General features: G+C 72.0%; 17 protein-coding genes. 10 read left to right on the plus strand and 7 right to left on the minus strand.

The genetic code is table 11. The features are described from left to right. Window positions 1-10 precede the first annotated feature (10 nt). Window positions 11-883, plus strand: a complete 873-nt coding sequence (locus tag OHS57_RS05845; RefSeq protein WP_328581246.1) for a DMT family transporter — start codon at window positions 11-13, stop codon at window positions 881-883. 6 nt (window positions 884-889) lie between these two features. Here OHS57_RS05845 and OHS57_RS05850 read toward each other — a convergent pair whose 3' ends face one another. After that, window positions 890-1,654 carry an acyltransferase gene (locus tag OHS57_RS05850; RefSeq protein WP_443042842.1) on the minus strand — a complete coding sequence of 255 codons (765 nt, stop codon included), beginning with the start codon at window positions 1,652-1,654 and terminating at the stop codon, window positions 890-892. Between the two features lie 249 nt (window positions 1,655-1,903). Between OHS57_RS05850 and OHS57_RS05855 the strand changes: the two genes are divergently transcribed. Genes OHS57_RS05855 through OHS57_RS05875 form a run of 5 tightly spaced genes read left to right on the plus strand, consistent with a single transcriptional unit; the run spans window position 1,904 to window position 6,222 of the window. Beyond that, window positions 1,904-3,568 (plus strand): sensor histidine kinase, encoded by a 1,665-nt coding sequence (locus OHS57_RS05855; protein WP_328581247.1) that lies wholly within the window; start codon window positions 1,904-1,906, stop codon window positions 3,566-3,568. Between the two features lie 36 nt (window positions 3,569-3,604). Then, window positions 3,605-4,024: a roadblock/LC7 domain-containing protein gene (locus OHS57_RS05860; protein WP_041997858.1), complete on the plus strand. Its 420-nt coding sequence runs from the start codon at window positions 3,605-3,607 to the stop codon at window positions 4,022-4,024. Then, window positions 4,021-4,380 carry a DUF742 domain-containing protein gene (locus OHS57_RS05865; RefSeq protein WP_328581248.1) on the plus strand — a complete coding sequence of 120 codons (360 nt, stop codon included), beginning with the start codon at window positions 4,021-4,023 and terminating at the stop codon, window positions 4,378-4,380. Before OHS57_RS05860 ends, OHS57_RS05865 begins: the two co-directional genes overlap by 4 nt. After that, on the plus strand, window positions 4,361-4,978 hold the full coding sequence (locus OHS57_RS05870) for a GTP-binding protein (protein ID WP_041997854.1): 618 nt from the start codon (window positions 4,361-4,363) through the stop codon (window positions 4,976-4,978). Before OHS57_RS05865 ends, OHS57_RS05870 begins: the two co-directional genes overlap by 20 nt. Continuing rightward, window positions 4,975-6,222 (plus strand): cytochrome P450, encoded by a 1,248-nt coding sequence (locus OHS57_RS05875; protein ID WP_041997852.1) that lies wholly within the window; start codon window positions 4,975-4,977, stop codon window positions 6,220-6,222. The genes OHS57_RS05870 and OHS57_RS05875 overlap by 4 nt, the downstream gene beginning before the upstream one ends. Here the strand turns inward: OHS57_RS05875 and OHS57_RS05880 are convergent. Then, on the minus strand, window positions 6,203-7,438 hold the full coding sequence (locus OHS57_RS05880; RefSeq protein WP_328581249.1) for a cytochrome P450: 1,236 nt from the start codon (window positions 7,436-7,438) through the stop codon (window positions 6,203-6,205). The genes OHS57_RS05875 and OHS57_RS05880 overlap by 20 nt on opposite strands. A gap of 164 nt (window positions 7,439-7,602) precedes the next feature. Here OHS57_RS05880 and OHS57_RS05885 point away from each other — a divergent pair, with 164 nt between their 5' ends. Beyond that, window positions 7,603-8,133: a gamma carbonic anhydrase family protein gene (locus OHS57_RS05885; protein WP_328581250.1), complete on the plus strand. Its 531-nt coding sequence runs from the start codon at window positions 7,603-7,605 to the stop codon at window positions 8,131-8,133. A gap of 40 nt (window positions 8,134-8,173) precedes the next feature. Here the strand turns inward: OHS57_RS05885 and OHS57_RS05890 are convergent, their stop codons facing one another. Further along, the gene (locus tag OHS57_RS05890; protein ID WP_328581251.1) at window positions 8,174-8,842 is read right to left on the minus strand and encodes a DedA family protein; all 669 of its coding nucleotides are present in this window, start codon (window positions 8,840-8,842) and stop codon (window positions 8,174-8,176) included. A 254-nt stretch (window positions 8,843-9,096) separates the two neighbouring features. Between OHS57_RS05890 and OHS57_RS05895 the strand changes: the two genes are divergently transcribed. Both OHS57_RS05895 and OHS57_RS05900 read left to right on the plus strand, forming a co-directional pair. Beyond that, the gene (locus OHS57_RS05895; protein WP_328581252.1) at window positions 9,097-10,173 is read left to right on the plus strand and encodes a hypothetical protein; all 1,077 of its coding nucleotides are present in this window, start codon (window positions 9,097-9,099) and stop codon (window positions 10,171-10,173) included. A 73-nt stretch (window positions 10,174-10,246) separates the two neighbouring features. Beyond that, window positions 10,247-11,605 carry an MFS transporter gene (locus OHS57_RS05900; RefSeq protein WP_328581253.1) on the plus strand — a complete coding sequence of 453 codons (1,359 nt, stop codon included), beginning with the start codon at window positions 10,247-10,249 and terminating at the stop codon, window positions 11,603-11,605. On the opposite strand, the gene OHS57_RS05905 is transcribed toward OHS57_RS05900, so the two are convergent. The 3 genes from OHS57_RS05905 to OHS57_RS05915 form a co-directional block, all read right to left on the minus strand. Beyond that, window positions 11,567-12,412, minus strand: a complete 846-nt coding sequence (locus OHS57_RS05905) for a spermidine synthase (protein ID WP_328581254.1) — start codon at window positions 12,410-12,412, stop codon at window positions 11,567-11,569. The two genes, OHS57_RS05900 and OHS57_RS05905, sit on opposite strands and share 39 nt — an antisense overlap. Before the next feature lie 86 nt (window positions 12,413-12,498). After that, window positions 12,499-13,683: an elongation factor Tu gene (gene tuf, locus OHS57_RS05910; protein ID WP_328581255.1), complete on the minus strand. Its 1,185-nt coding sequence runs from the start codon at window positions 13,681-13,683 to the stop codon at window positions 12,499-12,501. A gap of 89 nt (window positions 13,684-13,772) precedes the next feature. Further along, a complete protein-coding gene (locus OHS57_RS05915; RefSeq protein WP_328581256.1) occupies window positions 13,773-13,904 on the minus strand; it encodes a hypothetical protein in 132 nt (43 codons plus the stop codon). Between the two features lie 128 nt (window positions 13,905-14,032). Here OHS57_RS05915 and OHS57_RS05920 point away from each other — a divergent pair, with 128 nt between their 5' ends. Further along, a complete protein-coding gene (locus OHS57_RS05920; protein ID WP_328581257.1) occupies window positions 14,033-14,737 on the plus strand; it encodes a TVP38/TMEM64 family protein in 705 nt (234 codons plus the stop codon). Window positions 14,738-14,745: 8 nt separating this feature from the next. On the opposite strand, the gene OHS57_RS05925 is transcribed toward OHS57_RS05920, so the two are convergent. Continuing rightward, on the minus strand, window positions 14,746-15,813 hold the full coding sequence (locus tag OHS57_RS05925; RefSeq protein WP_328581258.1) for an enoyl-CoA hydratase/isomerase family protein: 1,068 nt from the start codon (window positions 15,811-15,813) through the stop codon (window positions 14,746-14,748). Window positions 15,814-15,863: the final 50 nt, after the last annotated feature.

Raw genomic sequence — 15,863 nt, forward strand, 5'->3', positions numbered from 1 at the left:
CGAGGGTCCCATGACCGCACTGTTCGCCCTGGCCACCAGCCTGCTCTGGGGCATGGCCGACTTCGGCGGCGGACTGCTGACGCGCCGGATGCCGGCGCTGACGGTCGTGGTGCTCTCGCAGACCGTCGCCGTGGTGGTGCTCGGCTGTGTGGTGGTGGCGACAGGCGGCTGGTCGGAGGCGGATCCGCGGCTCTGGTACGCGGTGGGGGCGGGGGCCGTCGGCCCGGTGGCGATGCTCTGCTTCTACAAGGCGCTCGCGCTCGGCCCGATGGGGGTCGTCTCGCCGCTCGGCTCGATCGGTGTGGCCGTACCGGTCGGCGTGGGGCTGCTCGTCGGCGAGCGGCCGGGGCTGATCCAGTTCGCCGGCATCGCCGTGGCCGTCGCCGGCATCGTGCTGGCGGGCGGCCCGCAGCTGCGCGGCGCTCCGGTGCGCCGCCGGGCGATCCTGCTCACCCTGGTCGCCGCCGTCGGCTTCGGCACGGTGATGACCTTGATCTCCCACGCCTCCACCACCATCACCGGGCTGTTCCTGGCGCTCTTCGTGCAGCGCGTCACCAACGTCGCCGTCGGCGGCGGGGCGCTGTACGTGTCGACCCGGCGCGGCGCCCCCGCGCTGCCGCCCGCCGAGGACGGCGGGTTCGGCGTCGTACGGGCGGCGCTGCCCGCGCTGGCCTTCGTAGGCCTCGCCGATGTGGCCGCCAACGGGACGTACTCGATCGCCGCCCAGCACGGCCCGGTCACCGTCGCCGCCGTACTGGCCTCGCTCTACCCGATTGTGACGGCGGTCGCCGCGCGCGGGGTGCTGGGGGAACGGCTGCGCGCCGTGCAGGCCGCCGGTGCCGGACTCGCCCTGGTGGGCACGGTGTTGCTCGCCGCCGGCTGACAACAGTCAGGAATCCTGGTCCAGTTCGGCCAGCGCCAGCAGTTGCTGCGGGGTGATGCCCTCCGGGATCGGCACCGGCGCCGGGGTGCGCAGCGGCGGCTGCCAGCCGCGCTCCGGGTGCCAGCTCCGTACGACCTTGGCGGGCGCGCCCGCCACCACCGCGTGGTCGGGCACCTCGCCCCGTACGACGGCGCCGGCGGCGACGACCACGTTACGGCCGAGCCTGGCGCCGGGCAGGATCACCGCGCCTGTGCCCAGCCAGCAGCCCGCGCCGATGGTCACGGGTGACATCCGGGGCCACTGCTTCCCGACGGGGGCGTGCGGATCGTCGTAACTGTGGTTGGTGGTCGTGATGTAGACGTACGGACCGCAGTAGGTCTCGGGCCCGATGCTGACCGTGGTGTCGGCGATGACATGACTGCCCCGGCCCAGCACCACCCCGTCGCCGACCATGAGGATCGGGTCGGGGCCGAGGTCGAGTCCGGGCATCATCCCGGCGGTGAGGGTGACCTGTTCACCGATGACACAGTGGTTGCCCAGCTCGATCCACGGCTCGCCGAAGACGGTGCCCTGCGGAAAGGCGAGCCGGGTGCCGGGGCCGATCCTGCCGAACCGCAGCCGCCCCGGATGCTCGGCGGTGACGGCGCCCGCGCGCTGGATCCACCGCCAGCCGCCCTGGACGACCCGCGTGGCGAGACGGCGCCGCCCGCGCGTCAACGCGCCGGTCAACGCGGCGAAGGCGGTGGTACGGCTCTCGGGACTCTTCAGCACACGGCCACGCTAGTACCCGTCGGTAGCGCGCCGGTACTCCGTACGGCACACGGTCCCCTTGTGTACCACGGTCACCGGGCGCGGTGGGTGTCTTCCGCGTGGACTCCCCCGGACGTGTGGCCCGCGCACGTTCTGCGGGTAACCACGCGACTGCGCGTGGTTAGCATGAGCGCCACATATGGAGTCCCGGCCGTTGCGCGCTGGCCGGCCGGTCTTTCCCCCCGCACTCAAGCACCGAGGGACCGCGGAATGACAGTGCCTGTCGCCCCCAGCCCGCACCGCATACGGAAGGTGAGCCCGTTTCCCGTCGCCGTACCTCTCGCCCTGCTGGCGGTGGCGGCCGGCACGGGCGGCGGTGTGGCCGCGGCGGCCCCCGCCGGCGCGCGGGCCTGGGTGGCCGTCACGGTCGTCACCGCCTGGGTGTGCCTGGCGCTCACGGTCCTCACGGCCGCGCTGCTGGTCCGGCGCAGCAGGCGCGCTGCGGGCGCTGCCGAGGGCGACGCACAGGGGGCGAGCACGCGACTGGCCGCGCTCACCGCCGAGTCGGCCCAGTTGGTCAACGTCACGGTGCCCGCCGTGCTGAAGCGGCTGCGGGACGGCGCGAGCGCCGACGAGGCCCTTGCCACCGCGCCGCGGCCGGTCGATCCCCGGCTGCGCGAGGTGCTGCGGCTGTTCGCCGGGGAGATCGCCGCCGACGAACAGCGCGCGGAGAAGGCCGTCGCCGCCAACGAGACGGCCGTCGGCCGGCTGGTCGAGGCCGCCGACGGCCTCGACCGGCTGATGACGAAGACGCTTCCCGACGCGCTCGACGGGCTGCGCCAGGGCAGTTCGGCCGACACGGTGCTCGGCAGGCTCGAAGCGCCCGCCGATCCCCGGCTGCGGGTGCTGCTGGAGACGCTGGTCAGGGAGTTCGCGGTCAGTGAGCGGCGCGCGATGGCGGCGCAGGCGGCCAGCGCCAAGGCGCTCAGCCGGGTGCAGGCGAAGGCGGTGAGCATGCTCGCCGATCTGCGTGAGATGCAGGACCGTTACGGCGAAGAGGTGTTCGGTGATCTGCTGAAGCTCGATCACAACACCTCGCAGTTGGGGCTGCTCACCGACCGGCTCGCGCTGCTGATGGGCGGCCGGGCCTCGCGCGCCTGGAACAAGCCGATCGGGATGGAGTCCATCCTGCGCGGCGCCGTCGGCCGGATCGCCGCGTACCGGCGGGTGCGGCTGCACTGCTCCAGCGACGCCGCGATCGTCGGGTTCGCCGCCGAGGGTGTGATGCACCTGCTGGCCGAACTCATGGACAACGCGGCCAACTTCTCCCCGCCCATCGACGAGGTGCATGTCTACGTCGAGGAGCGCACCGCCGGCATCGTGGTGACCATCGAGGACAGCGGTCTGAAGATGGCCGACGCGGCGATGCGCCGGGCCGAGGAGTCCGTGTCGGGCCGCTCCAACGACCTGGCGACACTGCGCGGGACCCGGCTGGGGCTCGCCGTGGTCGGCAGGCTGGCGGCCAAGTACCGCACGAACGTGAGCTTCCGGCCGTCCTCACGCGGCGGCACGGGCGTGGTCGTCCTGATCCCGCCGCAGCTGCTCGCCCAGCAGCGGGGCGGCACGGCCGAGCAGTACCTGCGGCCCCCGGCCGCCGAGGCAGCCGAGGTAGCGGTGCCGGCGCCCGCCGCGCCGCAGGAACCGGCAGCCGTGCCACCGCCCGCAGCGGCCGGCGGGCCACGGGTCGCGACACCGGGCGGACTGCCGGTACGGCCGCCGGGGCGCACCATGGCCGCCGCCGACCGCGACCGGCACCCCGACGAGTCCGGGTCCGCGCCCGTACCGCCGGCGCGGGACGCGGGAGCGCAGTTCGGGGCCTTCCACCGGTCCCGGCGCGCCCCGCGGCGTCCCGACGCCGAAGGCCCCGCCAGTTAGGCCGGGCGCACCCCCCACCGGAAAGCGAGGCACCCCATGCAGACCACTGACAACAGCCTGACCTGGCTCCTCGAAAGCCTGCTGGAACGCACCCCGGCCACCCGGCACGCCGTGGTCCTCTCCCGGGACGGACTCAAGCTCTGCTGGAGCCGCCATCTCACCCTCGACCAGGCCGACCAACTGGCCGCGATCTGCTCGGGGATCCAGGCGCTGGCACAAGGCGCGTCGGTGGAGTTCGGCAACGGCAACGGCGGCGTACGGCACTCGATGACCGAGTTCCACGGCGGGCTGCTGTTCATCGTCGCGGCGGGCGACGGCGCCCATCTCGCCGTCGTCGCCGAGGACGGCGCCGACCCGGGTGTGGTCGGTCATCAGATGACCGAACTGGTCGAGCAGATCGGTGAGCATCTGCGGGCCGAGCCGCGCACCCCGGCGCAGGGAGGCTCCTCGTCGTGACACGCAGGCCCGTCGATCTCGGGGACCCCGACCGGCTGTACACCGTGACCGGCGGGCGCAGCCGGGTCGACGACGACACCTTCGACCTGGTCACGCTGATCGTCAGCGAGTGCGAGCCGACACCGGGCACCCAGTCGGAGCACGTCAGGATCCTGGAGCTGTGCCGCCATCCCACGGCGGTCGTGGAGGTCTCCGCCGAGCTGCGGCTGCCGGTGACGGTGGTCAGGATCCTGCTCGGCGACCTCCTGCTGACGGGCCGGATCACCGCGCGCCGTCCGCCCAGCCCGCGCTCCGCCGCCGCACTGCCCGACTCCGTCCTTCTGAAGGAGGTGCTCCATGGACTCCGTAACCTCTGAGCAACCGGCCGCCCGGATACCGCTGACCGATGCGGCGGAGACAGGTCTGAAGATCGTCGTCGTGGGCGGTTTCGGGGTGGGCAAGACCACCCTGGTCCGCTCGGTCAGCGAGATCCGACCGCTCAACACCGAAGAGGTCATGACCCAGGCCGGGGTCGGTGTCGACGACGCCGCGGGGGTGGCGACCAAGACCACCACGACCGTGGCCTTCGACTTCGGCCGGATCAGCCTCAACAAGCGGATGGTGCTGTACCTGTTCGGGGCGCCTGGGCAGGAACGGTTCTGGTTCCTGTGGGACCGGCTGTTCTCCGGGACGCTCGGCGCCGTCGTGCTCGTGGACACCCGGCGGATGAGCGAGTCCTGGTACGCGGTCGACCGGCTGGAACACCACAAGACGCCGTTCGTGGTCGCGGTCAACCGGTTCGACTCGGACGCCTCTGCGTTCTCGCTCGCGGAGATCCGCCAGGCGCTGTCGCTGCCCGAGCACGTCCCGATGATCGACTGTGACGCACGGGTGCGCTCGTCGGGGAAGAACGTCCTGATCACCCTCGTGGACCACCTCTACGAACTGGCCATGGCACGGGAGATGACCCCATGACCGATCCATCCGCACCCCGGCCGCCGGACCCCCGGCACGTGGACGCCGTGCCGCTGAGCGGCCTGGCCTACCAGCAGACCCCGTCGCAGATCTACCGCGAACTGCGCAGGGAGCACGGCGCGGTCGCTCCGGTGCTGCTCGACGGTGACATCCCGGCCTGGCTGGTCCTCGGCTACAACGAGGTCTCCTACGTGACGGGGCACGACGAGCTGTTCGCCCGCGATTCCCGGCGCTGGAACCAGTGGCCCGCCATCCCGGCCGACTGGCCGCTGATGCCGTACGTGGGGTACCAGCCCTCCGTGCTGTTCACCGAGGCCGCCGAGCACCAGCGGCGGGCCGGGGTGATCACCGAGGCGCTGGAGGCCGTCGACCAGTTCGAACTGGCCCTGATGTGCCGGGAGATCAGCGACGGGCTGATCGACTCGTTCGCCGGGAGCGGGCAGGCCGAGCTGATGTCCGGGTACGCGCACGCGCTGCCGATGCGTGCCGTCGTACGGCTCTGCGGTATGCCCGCGGGCGGCGGGGACACCGAGGAGCTGGTGCGGGATCTGCGGATCTCGCTGGACGCGGCCGAGGGTGACGACCCGGTGGCGGCGTATCTGCGGGTGCAGAGCCGTATCGAACGGCTGGTCAAGGACAAGCGCAACAGTCCGGGCTCCGACGTGACGTCCCGGATGCTGACCCATCCGGCGGCGCTCGCCGACGACGAGGTCGTCCAGGACCTGATCACCGTGATCGCCGCCGCCCAGCAGCCGACCGCCAACTGGATCTGCAACACGCTCCGGCTGCTGCTGACCGACGACCGGTTCGCGCTGAACGTCTCCGGCGGCCGGCTCAGCGTCGGCCAGGCGCTGAACGAGGTGCTGTGGCTGGACACCCCGACCCAGAACTTCATCGGCCGCTGGGCGGTGCGCGACACCCAGCTCGGCGGCCGGCAGATCAAGGCGGGCGACTGTGTGGTGCTCGGTCTCGCCGCCGCCAACACCGATCCGCAGATCTGGCCCGAGGGCCATGTCGGCGCCGAGAACTCCTCCCATCTCTCGTTCAGCAACGGCGAGCACCGCTGCCCCTATCCGGCTCCGCTGCTCGCGGACGTGATCGCGCGTACGGCCGTGGAGACGCTGCTCGAACGGCTGCCTGACGTGGTGCTGTCGGTGGACCCCGCCGAGCTGACCTGGCGTCCCTCGATCTGGATGCGCGGGCTGATGTCGCTGCCGGTCCGGTTCACTCCGGTCGTGCAGTGACGGGTGTGAAGCGCACCGGCAGCGAGGCGGGTCCCCGGGTGAACACCCCTTGTTCCACGGGGTCGAAGCCGTCGTCGAGCCGTACGTCGGGCATGGCGTCGAGGAGCTGGTCGACACCGGTCTCGATCTCGGCCTTGGCGAGCAGCGCGCCGACGCAGAAGTGCCGCCCGAGCGCGAAGGCCAGATGGTCGGCGGCCGCGGAGAAGGCGGTGGTGGCGGTCAGGTCGTCCCGGAAGATGTCGAAGGTGTCGGGGTCCCGGTAGTGCGAGCCGTCCCGGTTGGCGGCCCCGATCAGACAGGTGACCGTGGCGCCCGGCGGTATCGTGCCACCGCTCAGTTCGACCTCCGTCGCGGTCTGCCGCATGATCATGTGCACCGGCGGGGTGAACCGCAGCGTCTCGGCGAAGGCGCGCGGTAGCAGCGCCCGGTCAGCGCGTACGGCGGCGAGCTGTTCCGGGTGGAGCAGCAGGTTCGCGAAGATCGAGGCAATCGCCTTGTCCGTGGTCTCGCCGCCGGCCGCGAGAAGCAGGCTGCAGAACGCCTTGATGTCCTCGTCACTCATCCGTACGCCGTCGACCTCGGCGGCGCAGAGCGTGGACAGCAGGTCGTCGCCCAGATTCTCCCGGCGGTCCCTGATGATCGGGATCATGTACTCGGCGAACTCGGTCCGGGTGCGCTCGCCGGCCGCCGTGACGGCGGCGTCGCCGGACAGATTGCCGAGGAAGGCGATGACGGCGGTGTACCAGCCGTGGAACTTCTCGTGGTCGGCCCGGTCGAGGCCCAGCATGTCCGCGATGACATTGACGGGGAAGCGCGTCGCGAAGCCGCCGACCAGGTCGACGGAGCCGGTGTCCCGGAAGGCGTCGATCAGCTCGCGCGCGTTGCGGTCGATGACCGGCAGGAACTTCTCCCGCAGGTCCGCGCCCCGGAAGGCGGGGGCGACCAGCGCCCGGCGCACCGCGTGCTCACGGCCGCTGAGCTGCAGGATGGTCTTGCCGTGCACGGGTTCGATCTGCCAGTCGTAGTTGTCGGTGGTGAAGACCGAGTCCCGGTCCTTGAAGACGCGTTCCACATCGTCGTAGCGCGAGATGATGTAACTCCGGGTGGCCTCGTGCCAGATGAGGGGCGCGCTCTCGCGCATCACCCGGTACGCCGGGTAGGGGTCGGCGGCGAACTCTGCCGACAGGATGTCGGGTATCTGCTGTGCGGTCGCCATGGAACTCCCTCGGTCGGGACCGGGCCGGTCAATAACTGGCAGTACCACCAAGGCTATTGATCGTCGGCCGACGGAAACAGCCAACTCCTGGCCGACCTGGCGTCAGCGCGCGCCGGCCGGTCGCCTACCGTGCCTGTGACGACCGGTGATGAAGGAGAGCACGGATGACACAGCGGGCATGGGTGGCGGGCGTCGGCGGCAAGAGCCCCGAGATCGACCCTTCGGCCTTTCTGGCGCCGACGTCCGTGGTGGTCGGCGAGGTCTTCGTGGCGGCTGGCGTCAGTGTCTGGTACCACACGGTGCTGCGGGCCGACTGCGGCGCGATCCGGCTCGGCGCCGACTGCAACATCCAGGACAACTGCACCCTGCACTCCGACCCCGGCATGCCGCTGACCGTGGGCGAGCGGGTCTCGGTCGGGCACAACGCCGTGCTGCACGGCTGCACCGTCGAGGACGACGTGCTGATCGGGATGGGTGCGACGGTGCTCAACGGCGCCCATATCGGGGCCGGGTCGCTGGTCGCCGCGCAGACCCTGGTGCCGCAGGGGATGCGGGTGGAGCCGGGGTCGATGGTCGCGGGGGTACCGGCCAAGGTGCGGCGCCTGCTGACCGAGGAGGAGCGCGCGGGGATCAAGCTCAACGCGGCGGTCTATCTGGATCTGGCGAAGGCGCACCGCGAGGCGCGGGAAGTCTGACGGCGGCCGATCGGCCGGGGCGGTCCGCCGGGACGGGCGGTCAGTCGGTGCTGACCGCGCGGACGGAGTCCTGGTCGCCCGTCGCGCGCTCGGCCTCCATCCGCTCGTGCGCCTTCTTGGCGCGGTTGCGCACCAGGAGCATCGAGCCGGCGCCGACCACCACGGCGGCGGCCAGGCCCACGTACGAGAACCGCTTGAGCCAGTCCTCGGCGACGACGCCGACCTCGTAGACGACGACGGTCGTACCGCCGGCCCAGACGATCCCGCCGAGCAGGTTCGCGGTCAGGAACTTCCAGTACGGCATGTGCAGCACACCGGCGAGCGGTCCCGCGAAGATCCGCAGCAGGGCGATGAAGCGGCCGAAGAAGACCGCCCACATGCCCCATTTCTCGAACGACCGCTCCGCCATGGCGATCTGGGGTTCGCCGAAGTGTTTGGGGAATTTCCCGGCGAGCCAGGCGAGCAGGGGTCTGCCGCCCTTGCGGCCGATCGCGTACCCCGTCGAGTCACCGGCGACGGCTCCGGCCGACGCGCAGGCGGCGAGGACGTACGGATTGATCTCCCCGTGCTGGGAGGCGAGCAGCGCTGCCGCCACCAGGACGAGTTCGCCGGGCAGCGGGATGCCCAGGCTCTCCACCCCGATGACCACGGCCACCAGGATGTAGACGCTGACCGCCGGTACGGACTCTAGCCACTCCTGGACGTGCAACGCCTGTTCCTCCCGCTGTCCCCTGGTGCGCCCCGCGCAGCCGACCGGCCTGCCCCGTCCGGAAGCACACCTGTTCACCCTACCCGCTGGGCGGGGTGGTTCAGGGGCCCCGCGGGTGTGGTGCGGGCGACGCTCCGGGAGGCAACGCGCATCCAGCCGGTTTCCGTCTTGACAGCCGCGCGCCGGGGGTTTCCGGGGTCCCGGCACGGGGCGGGCGTGCCAACAGTTGCATGCCCCCTCTATGGTTACTCGCCATGTGGCCAGGACAGCAGCCGCCCGGGGGCGAGCAGAACCCGCAGGACCCGAATCAGAATCCGAACCCGTATCAGCAGCCGGGGTACGGACAGCAGCCGAATCCGGCTCCCAACCCGTACCAGCAACCGGGGTACGGCCAGCAGCAGCCCGGCTATCCGCAGCAGCAGCCGGGGTATCCGCAGCCCAATCCGTACCAGCAGCCGACCGTGCCGATGTACGGCCAGGGCGGGCAGCCGGGGCCGCCGAAGCCGCCGGGTGACGACCGGCGGAAGACGAAGATCACCGCGATCGTCGCCGTCCTCGCTGTCCTGGTGGCGGCGGGGGTGACCGGTTTTCTGGTGCTAGGCAAGGACGACGACAAGAAGCCGGTGGCCGATTCCAAGTCGTCACCCTCACCTACCGGTTCCGGCTCCCAGGAGCCGAGTCCCAGCACGTCGCAGGCCAACCCGCGCGACGGCTCCGCGGGCGCCAAGCCGCAGGTCGCGGGGTGGAAGGTGGTGACCAACCCGCAGCACGGGACGGTCTTCGACGTCCCGCCGGAGTGGGAGGTGCAGAAGGCGGGCATCATCGCCGGCTTCGAGGACTCGAAGAAGGGGGACGGCACCCCGTACATCTCCTTCTCGGCGCCGGCCTATCTGAAGTCCAAGTGGTGCCAGTCGGACCCGGACCACGACGGCCAGATGTCCGACACCAGCCTCGCCGGCACCGGTACCAAGGGCGGCCAGGGCGCGAAGGACACCCAGACGGCGGCGCGCAACGAGGCGGGGGCCTGGGTCTTCGGCGCTTACGCGCAGGAGGACCCGAAGGGCAAGGACAAGATCACGGTCAGCAAGGCCAAGCCGTACACCACCAAGTCCGGTCTCACCGGGAGCTACGCCACGGCGTCGAGCAAGGGCCTCGCCAAGAAGACGAAGTGCGACACGGACGGCAAGTCGGTCGCCTTCACCTTCAGCAACACCAAGGGGGACTTCACCACGTGGGTGCTGTACGCCAACACCGGGGTGACCGGTGAGGTGCCGGACGCCACGGTCATGAAGATCCTGAACACGGTGCGGCTGCCGGAGTCCGCCTCCTAGGTCCCGGCCGTGGTGGGGAGCCGCCCGGCGCAATCGATTTGATAGCCGGGTGGCGGTCCGGGATAGTCCCGGGGTGACCTCTCCACGCCGCAACTACCGACTGCTGACCGCCGCGGCGATCATCACCAACCTGGGCAGCCAGGGCGCGTTGATCGCCTCGGCGTTCGCGGTGCTGGACGCGGGCGGCGACAGCGGCGACGTAGGTCTGGTGGCCGCCGCCCGCACCGTGCCGCTGGTGGTGTTCCTGCTGGTGGGCGGCGCGGTGGCCGACCGGCTGCCGCGGCACCGGGTGATGGTCGCCGCCAACGCGCTCAACTGTCTCTCGCAGGCGGCGTTCGCGGCGCTGGTGCTGGCGGGCCACGCCCAGCTGTGGCAGATGATGGTGCTCGCCGGACTGGGCGGCACGGGCCAGGCGTTCTTCAGCCCCGCGTCCGAGGGCATGGTGATGTCCAGCGTCAGCGGTGAGCAGGCGGGCAGCGCCTTCGCCGTGTACCGGATGGCGATGAACGGCGCGGGGATCGGCGGGGCCGCCCTGGGCGGCGCGCTGATCGGTGTGCTCGGTCCCGGCTGGGTGCTCGCCGTCGACGCGGGCGCGTTCCTGGTGGCGGGGACACTGCGGGCCTTCCTCGACGTGAGCCATGTCCCGGCGCGCGAGAAGGGTGGCGGGGTGCTCGCCGACCTGCGGGACGGCTGGCACGAGGTCATCGGCAGGCCCTGGCTGTGGACGATCGTGATCCAGTTCTCCGTGGTCAACGCGGTCATCGTGGCGGCCGAGTCCGTGTACGGGCCGCTGGTGGCCAGGGACTCGCTGGGCGGTCCAGGGCCGTGGGGTCTGGCGCTGGCCGCCTTCGGGGCCGGGACCGTCGGCGGTGGTCTGCTGATGACGCGCTGGAAGCCGCGCAGGCTGCTGCTGGCGGGCTCGCTGGGCATCCTGCCGCTCGCGCTGCCTTCGGCGGGTCTGGCGCTGCCGCTGCCGATCGTGGCGCTGACGGTGGTGATGTTCCTGACGGGGGTCTCGGTCGAGATCTTCGGTGTGTCGTGGATGACCGCGCTGCACCAGGAGATCCCGGAGGAGAAGCTGTCCCGGGTCGCCTCCTACGACTGGTTCGGCTCGGTCGGCATGGTGCCGGTCGCCGCCGCGCTCGCGGGGCCCGCCGAGAGCGCCTTCGGGCGCTCGGCCGCGCTGTGGGGCTGTTCGGGACTGATCCTGCTGCTGACGCTCGCCGTGCTGTGCGTGCCCGACGTACGGCGGCTGACGCGGCGCCGGTCGGACGTGCCGGTGCACGGCTCGGTGCAGGGAGAAGGCTCGGTGCACGGAGCGGGTGCGGCGGGCGCTCTTCCCGTCCCCGGTCCTGCCGTTTCCGGTTCTCGCGTCCCCGGTTCCGCCGCCGTCTCAGCCGATGCTGAAGGCGCCGTCGGGCGGGAGGGGTGACGGTACGGCGCCGGTGTCCTGTACGGCCGTGGCGTCGCCGATGAGGCGGCGCAGCGAAGCGCCGTATTCGACCCGTGCGGGGAAGGCGTCGCCCGCGGTCCTGCGGGCCAGCGCCGTCGTGTCGAGCGGGGTGTGCGAGGCGAGGAGTACGGCGTTGCCGAAGCGGCGCCCGCGCAGCACGGCCGGTTCCGCGATCAGCGCCAGTTCCTCGAAGACCGTGGCGAAGGTGGCCAGTTGGGAGCCGAGGAAGTCGAAGGGCGCGGCGTCGGCGAGGTTGGCGGCGTAGATCCCGCCGGTGCGCAGCACCCGCTCGGCCTCGCGTGCGTACTCGACGGAGGTGAGGTGCGCGGGGACGCGTGAGCCGCCGAAGACGTCGGCGACGAGCACGTCGAAGGAGCGGTCCGGCGCCTGTGCGAGCCAGCTTCTGGCGTCGGCGGCGTGGACGTCGATGCCCACGCCTTCGGGTATCGGCAGCAGTTCGGCGACGAGGTCGAGCAGCGGCGCGTCGGAGTCGACGACCGTCTGCCGGGAACCGGGGCGGGTCGCCGCCACGTACCGGGGCAGGGTGAGGGCTCCCCCGCCGAGATGGAGCACCGCCAGCGGCTCGCCCTCGGGGGCCGCGCAGTCGAGGACATGGCCCAGCCTGCGGACGTACTCGAACTCCAGATGGGCCGGCTCGTCCAGGTCCACGTAGGACTGCGGCGCGCCGTCGACCGTCAGCAGCCAGGCCCGCTCCCGGTCCACGTCGGGCAGCAGCTTCGCCGTGCCGCAGTCGACGGCGCGGATGACAGGAATGGGCTCGTTCACCTCCCCATTGTGCGCCCGCCCGCCCGGCCGCCCGCCCCGCTCTCGGGCCCTGCGCGGTGGCAGGCCCCGAGAGCGGGCGGTACGGCTCAGAGCACGGTCGTGACCGTGCCGGCGCCGACGGTGCGGCCGCCCTCACGGATCGCGAAGCCGAGTCCCGGCTCCAGCGGTACGTCACGGCCCAGCTCGACGGTCAGGGTGACCGTCTCACCGGGGCGCGCCACCCCCCGCTCGCCGAGGTCGATGTCGCCGACCACGTCGCCGGTACGGATGTAGAACTGCGGCCGGTAGCCGCTGCCCACCGCCGTGGTCCTGCCGCCCTCGCGCGCCGACAGGACGTACACCCGCGCGGTGAAGCGTCTGCGCGGCACGACGCTGCCGGGCGCCGCCACCACGTCGCCGCGGCGGACCGCGTCGCGCGGCATGCCGCGCAGCAGCAGCGCCACGTTGTCCCCGGCCTCCGCGGACTCCATCGGCTTCCCGAAGGTCTCAAGACCGGTGACGGTGGTGGTCTGCGGCCCGGACCCGGCGCCCAGCACCTCCATCCGGTCGCCGACCCGTACCGTGCCGCGCTCGATCGCTCCGGTGACGACCGTGCCGCGTCCGGTGATGGTCAGGACGTTCTCCACCGGAAGGAGGAACGGCGCGTCCGTGTAGCGCTCGGGCACGGGCACGTACGTGTCGACGGCGTCGAGCAGCGCCTCGACGGCGGCGGTCCAGCGCGGGTCGCCGGCCAGGGCGCGCAGTCCCGACACCCGTACGACGGGCGCGCTCTCGCCGCCGTAGCCGTGCTCGCTGAGCAGTTCGCGCACCTCCAGCTCGACGAGGTCGGTCAGCTCGTCGTCGCTCGCGTCGGCCTTGTTGAGGGCGACGACGATGTGGTCGACGCCGACCTGCCGGGCGAGCAGGACGTGCTCGGCGGTCTGCGGCATGATCCCGTCGAGTGCGGAGACGACGAGGATCGCCCCGTCGAGCTGGGCCGCTCCGGTCACCATGTTCTTGATGTAGTCGGCGTGGCCGGGCATGTCGACGTGCGCGTAGTGCCGGGTGTCGGTCTCGTACTCGACGTGCGCGATGTTGATGGTGATGCCGCGCGCCGCCTCCTCCGGGGCACGGTCGATCCGGTCGAACGACGTGTAGGTGGTGCCGCTGTCCGCGCGGTCGCTGAGGACTTTGGTGATGGCCGCTGTCAACGTGGTCTTGCCGTGGTCGACATGGCCCATGGTGCCGATGTTGAGGTGCGGCTTGGTGCGCACGTATGCCGTCTTGGGCATGATTCCTGCCTGGAGCTCGAAGCGTGGGCGGGACCCCGGTGCCTTGCCGACCCTCCCCCTGTGGGGTCCGCCGGACGATCCGGGAAGGGTCAGCTTCGAGCGCCGTCGACGGGCGCCGCGGCGGGGGCCGCCGCATAGGCCGCCCGGGCCGCGAGGAACGCGGCAGCCTTCGGCGCGGCCGCTGCTGCGGACCGTGCGTCGAGGAAGGCGTACCGGAACATGTCACTGATCATCGCGCACCCGCGGTGCGGCGTCGAACGGTTTTTCAGCGGCCGTTGTCCGCCGGTGTGCCGGGGTCGCGGTCGTCACATTACGGCGATCACACCGGCGAGTCGGTTAGTCTCCACTGATGCTCGACACCGGTCCCCGGCCGTCTTCCGGCCTCGTTGTCCGCTGTTCCAGGGTGCTGCTCTCGCCCTGGTCCCGATTCTCGATGCTCGTGGTGGTGCTGGGCTGCGCGGCCGCGGCCGTGCTGCTGTACGAGCCACAGAGATTCCTCTCGGCCGGCTGGCCGCCGCACGTGGGCGGTGGCGCGGCCGTGGTGCTGTTCGCCGTCGCGTACGGGCTGTGCGCGGTCGCGTTCGTGCCGCGGCCGCTGCTGAACCTCGCGGCCGGGGCGCTCTTCGGTACGCAACTCGGGCTGCCGGCCGCTCTGGTGGGTACGGTGCTGGGCGCCGGGATCGCCTTCGGGCTCGGCAGGTTCCTCGGCCAGAGCGCGCTGCGCCCGCTGGTGAGGGGCCGTTGGCTGACGGCCGCCGACGGGCAGCTCAGCCGGCACGGCTTCCGTTCGATGCTGGCGATCCGGCTGTTCCCGGGCGTGCCGTTCGCCGCGGCCAACTACTGCGCCGCCGTGTCGCGGATGGGCTGGCTGCCGTTCCTGCTGGCGACGGGGCTCGGTTCGATTCCGAACACGGCCGCCTATGTGGTCGCCGGCAGCCGGGCGGCCTCGCCGATGTCGCCGACCTTTCTGGCGGCGATGGGCTTCATCGTGCTGTCCGGTCTCGGGGCCGCCGTGGTGGCCTGGCGCAAACGCCACCGCATCGGCGGCAGTTGATCCGTCCGTCAGCTCCGGTCGGCGGCGCCGAGCGCGCCGCCGGGCGGTGTGGCGGAGAACCGCGCCACGTCCGCCTCGGTGACGCCCGCCAGGTCGGCGGGTGACCAGTGCGGGGTGCGGTCCTTGTCGATGACCTGGGCGCGGATCCCCTCGACGAGGTCGTGGGTGGCCAGCGCGGCGCAGGAGGCCCGGTACTCCTGGTCCAGGACCTCTTCCAGGGTGGCAAGGCGGCGGGCGGTGCGCAGTGCGGCCAGCGTGGCCTTGAGCGCGGTGGGCGAGCGGGTCAGGACGGTCGCGGCGGCCTCCTTCGCCGCCGGGTCACCGTGGTCGAGGAGCCGGCCGACGATCTCCTCGATGGTCTCCGCCGAGTAACACGCGTCGATCCAGGGCCGGCCGTCCGCCAGGTCACCCTCGGGCGCCGGCTGCTCGTAGGGCCGTACGGCCGCCCGCAGGTCGCCGGTCGTGGTGGCGGCGAAGGCGGTGTGCAGCTCGGGCAGCAGTTCCGACGGGACGAAGTGGTCGGCGAGGCCGCACAGTACGGCGTCGGCGGCGCGCACCACCCGTCCGGTGAGGGCGAGATGGGTGCCCAGCTCGCCGGGCGCCCGGGACAGCAGATAGGTGCCGCCCACGTCGGGGACGAGGCCGATGCCGGTCTCCGGCATGGCGACGGCGGAGCGTTCGGTGACGATCCGCACGCTGCCGTGCGCCGAGACACCGACCCCGCCGCCCATCACGATGCCGTCCATGATCGCGGCGTACGGCTTGGGGTAGCGGGCGATCCGGGCGTTGAGCAGGTACTCGTCGCGCCAGAAGCCGGGGGATTCGGCGCCGCCGGTGCGGGCGTCCTCGTACACGGCCCGGATGTCGCCGCCCGCGCACAGCCCGCGCTCGCCGGCGCCGGTGATGACGACGGCCGCGACGTCCTCGTCGTGTTCCCACCGCGCCAGGGCGGCGTCGATGATCCGCACCATGGGTCGGGTCAGCGCGTTGAGTGCCCGGGGACGGTTCAGGGTGAGCTGGGCCAGCCGTCCTGTCCGGCCGGTCAGCACCGGTTCCTCGGGTCCTTCGGCTGCCATGCCGCCACCGTTCCGTTCGCTGTTCGGACGCGTCGTTCCCGTATCCGGTC

The sequence above is a fragment of the Streptomyces sp. NBC_00370 genome, assembly GCF_036084755.1.
Taxonomy (GTDB): Bacteria; Actinomycetota; Actinomycetes; order Streptomycetales; family Streptomycetaceae; genus Streptomyces.

What these genes read in the sequence shown, in the direction of transcription:
- OHS57_RS05845 (WP_328581246.1), top strand. Translation starts at nt 11, where the DNA reads ATGACCGCACTGTTCGCCCTGGCCACCAGCCTGCTCTGGGGCATGGCC.
- OHS57_RS05855 (WP_328581247.1), top strand. Translation starts at nt 1,904, where the DNA reads ATGACAGTGCCTGTCGCCCCCAGCCCGCACCGCATACGGAAGGTGAGC.
- OHS57_RS05860 (WP_041997858.1), top strand. Translation starts at nt 3,605, where the DNA reads ATGCAGACCACTGACAACAGCCTGACCTGGCTCCTCGAAAGCCTGCTG.
- OHS57_RS05870 (WP_041997854.1), top strand. Translation starts at nt 4,361, where the DNA reads ATGGACTCCGTAACCTCTGAGCAACCGGCCGCCCGGATACCGCTGACC.
- OHS57_RS05875 (WP_041997852.1), top strand. Translation starts at nt 4,975, where the DNA reads ATGACCGATCCATCCGCACCCCGGCCGCCGGACCCCCGGCACGTGGAC.
- OHS57_RS05880 (WP_328581249.1), bottom strand. Translation starts at nt 7,438, where the DNA reads ATGGCGACCGCACAGCAGATACCCGACATCCTGTCGGCAGAGTTCGCC.
- OHS57_RS05885 (WP_328581250.1), top strand. Translation starts at nt 7,603, where the DNA reads ATGACACAGCGGGCATGGGTGGCGGGCGTCGGCGGCAAGAGCCCCGAG.
- OHS57_RS05895 (WP_328581252.1), top strand. Translation starts at nt 9,097, where the DNA reads ATGTGGCCAGGACAGCAGCCGCCCGGGGGCGAGCAGAACCCGCAGGAC.
- tuf (WP_328581255.1), bottom strand. Translation starts at nt 13,683, where the DNA reads ATGCCCAAGACGGCATACGTGCGCACCAAGCCGCACCTCAACATCGGC.
- OHS57_RS05915 (WP_328581256.1), bottom strand. Translation starts at nt 13,904, where the DNA reads ATGTTCCGGTACGCCTTCCTCGACGCACGGTCCGCAGCAGCGGCCGCG.
- OHS57_RS05920 (WP_328581257.1), top strand. Translation starts at nt 14,033, where the DNA reads ATGCTCGACACCGGTCCCCGGCCGTCTTCCGGCCTCGTTGTCCGCTGT.
- OHS57_RS05925 (WP_328581258.1), bottom strand. Translation starts at nt 15,813, where the DNA reads ATGGCAGCCGAAGGACCCGAGGAACCGGTGCTGACCGGCCGGACAGGA.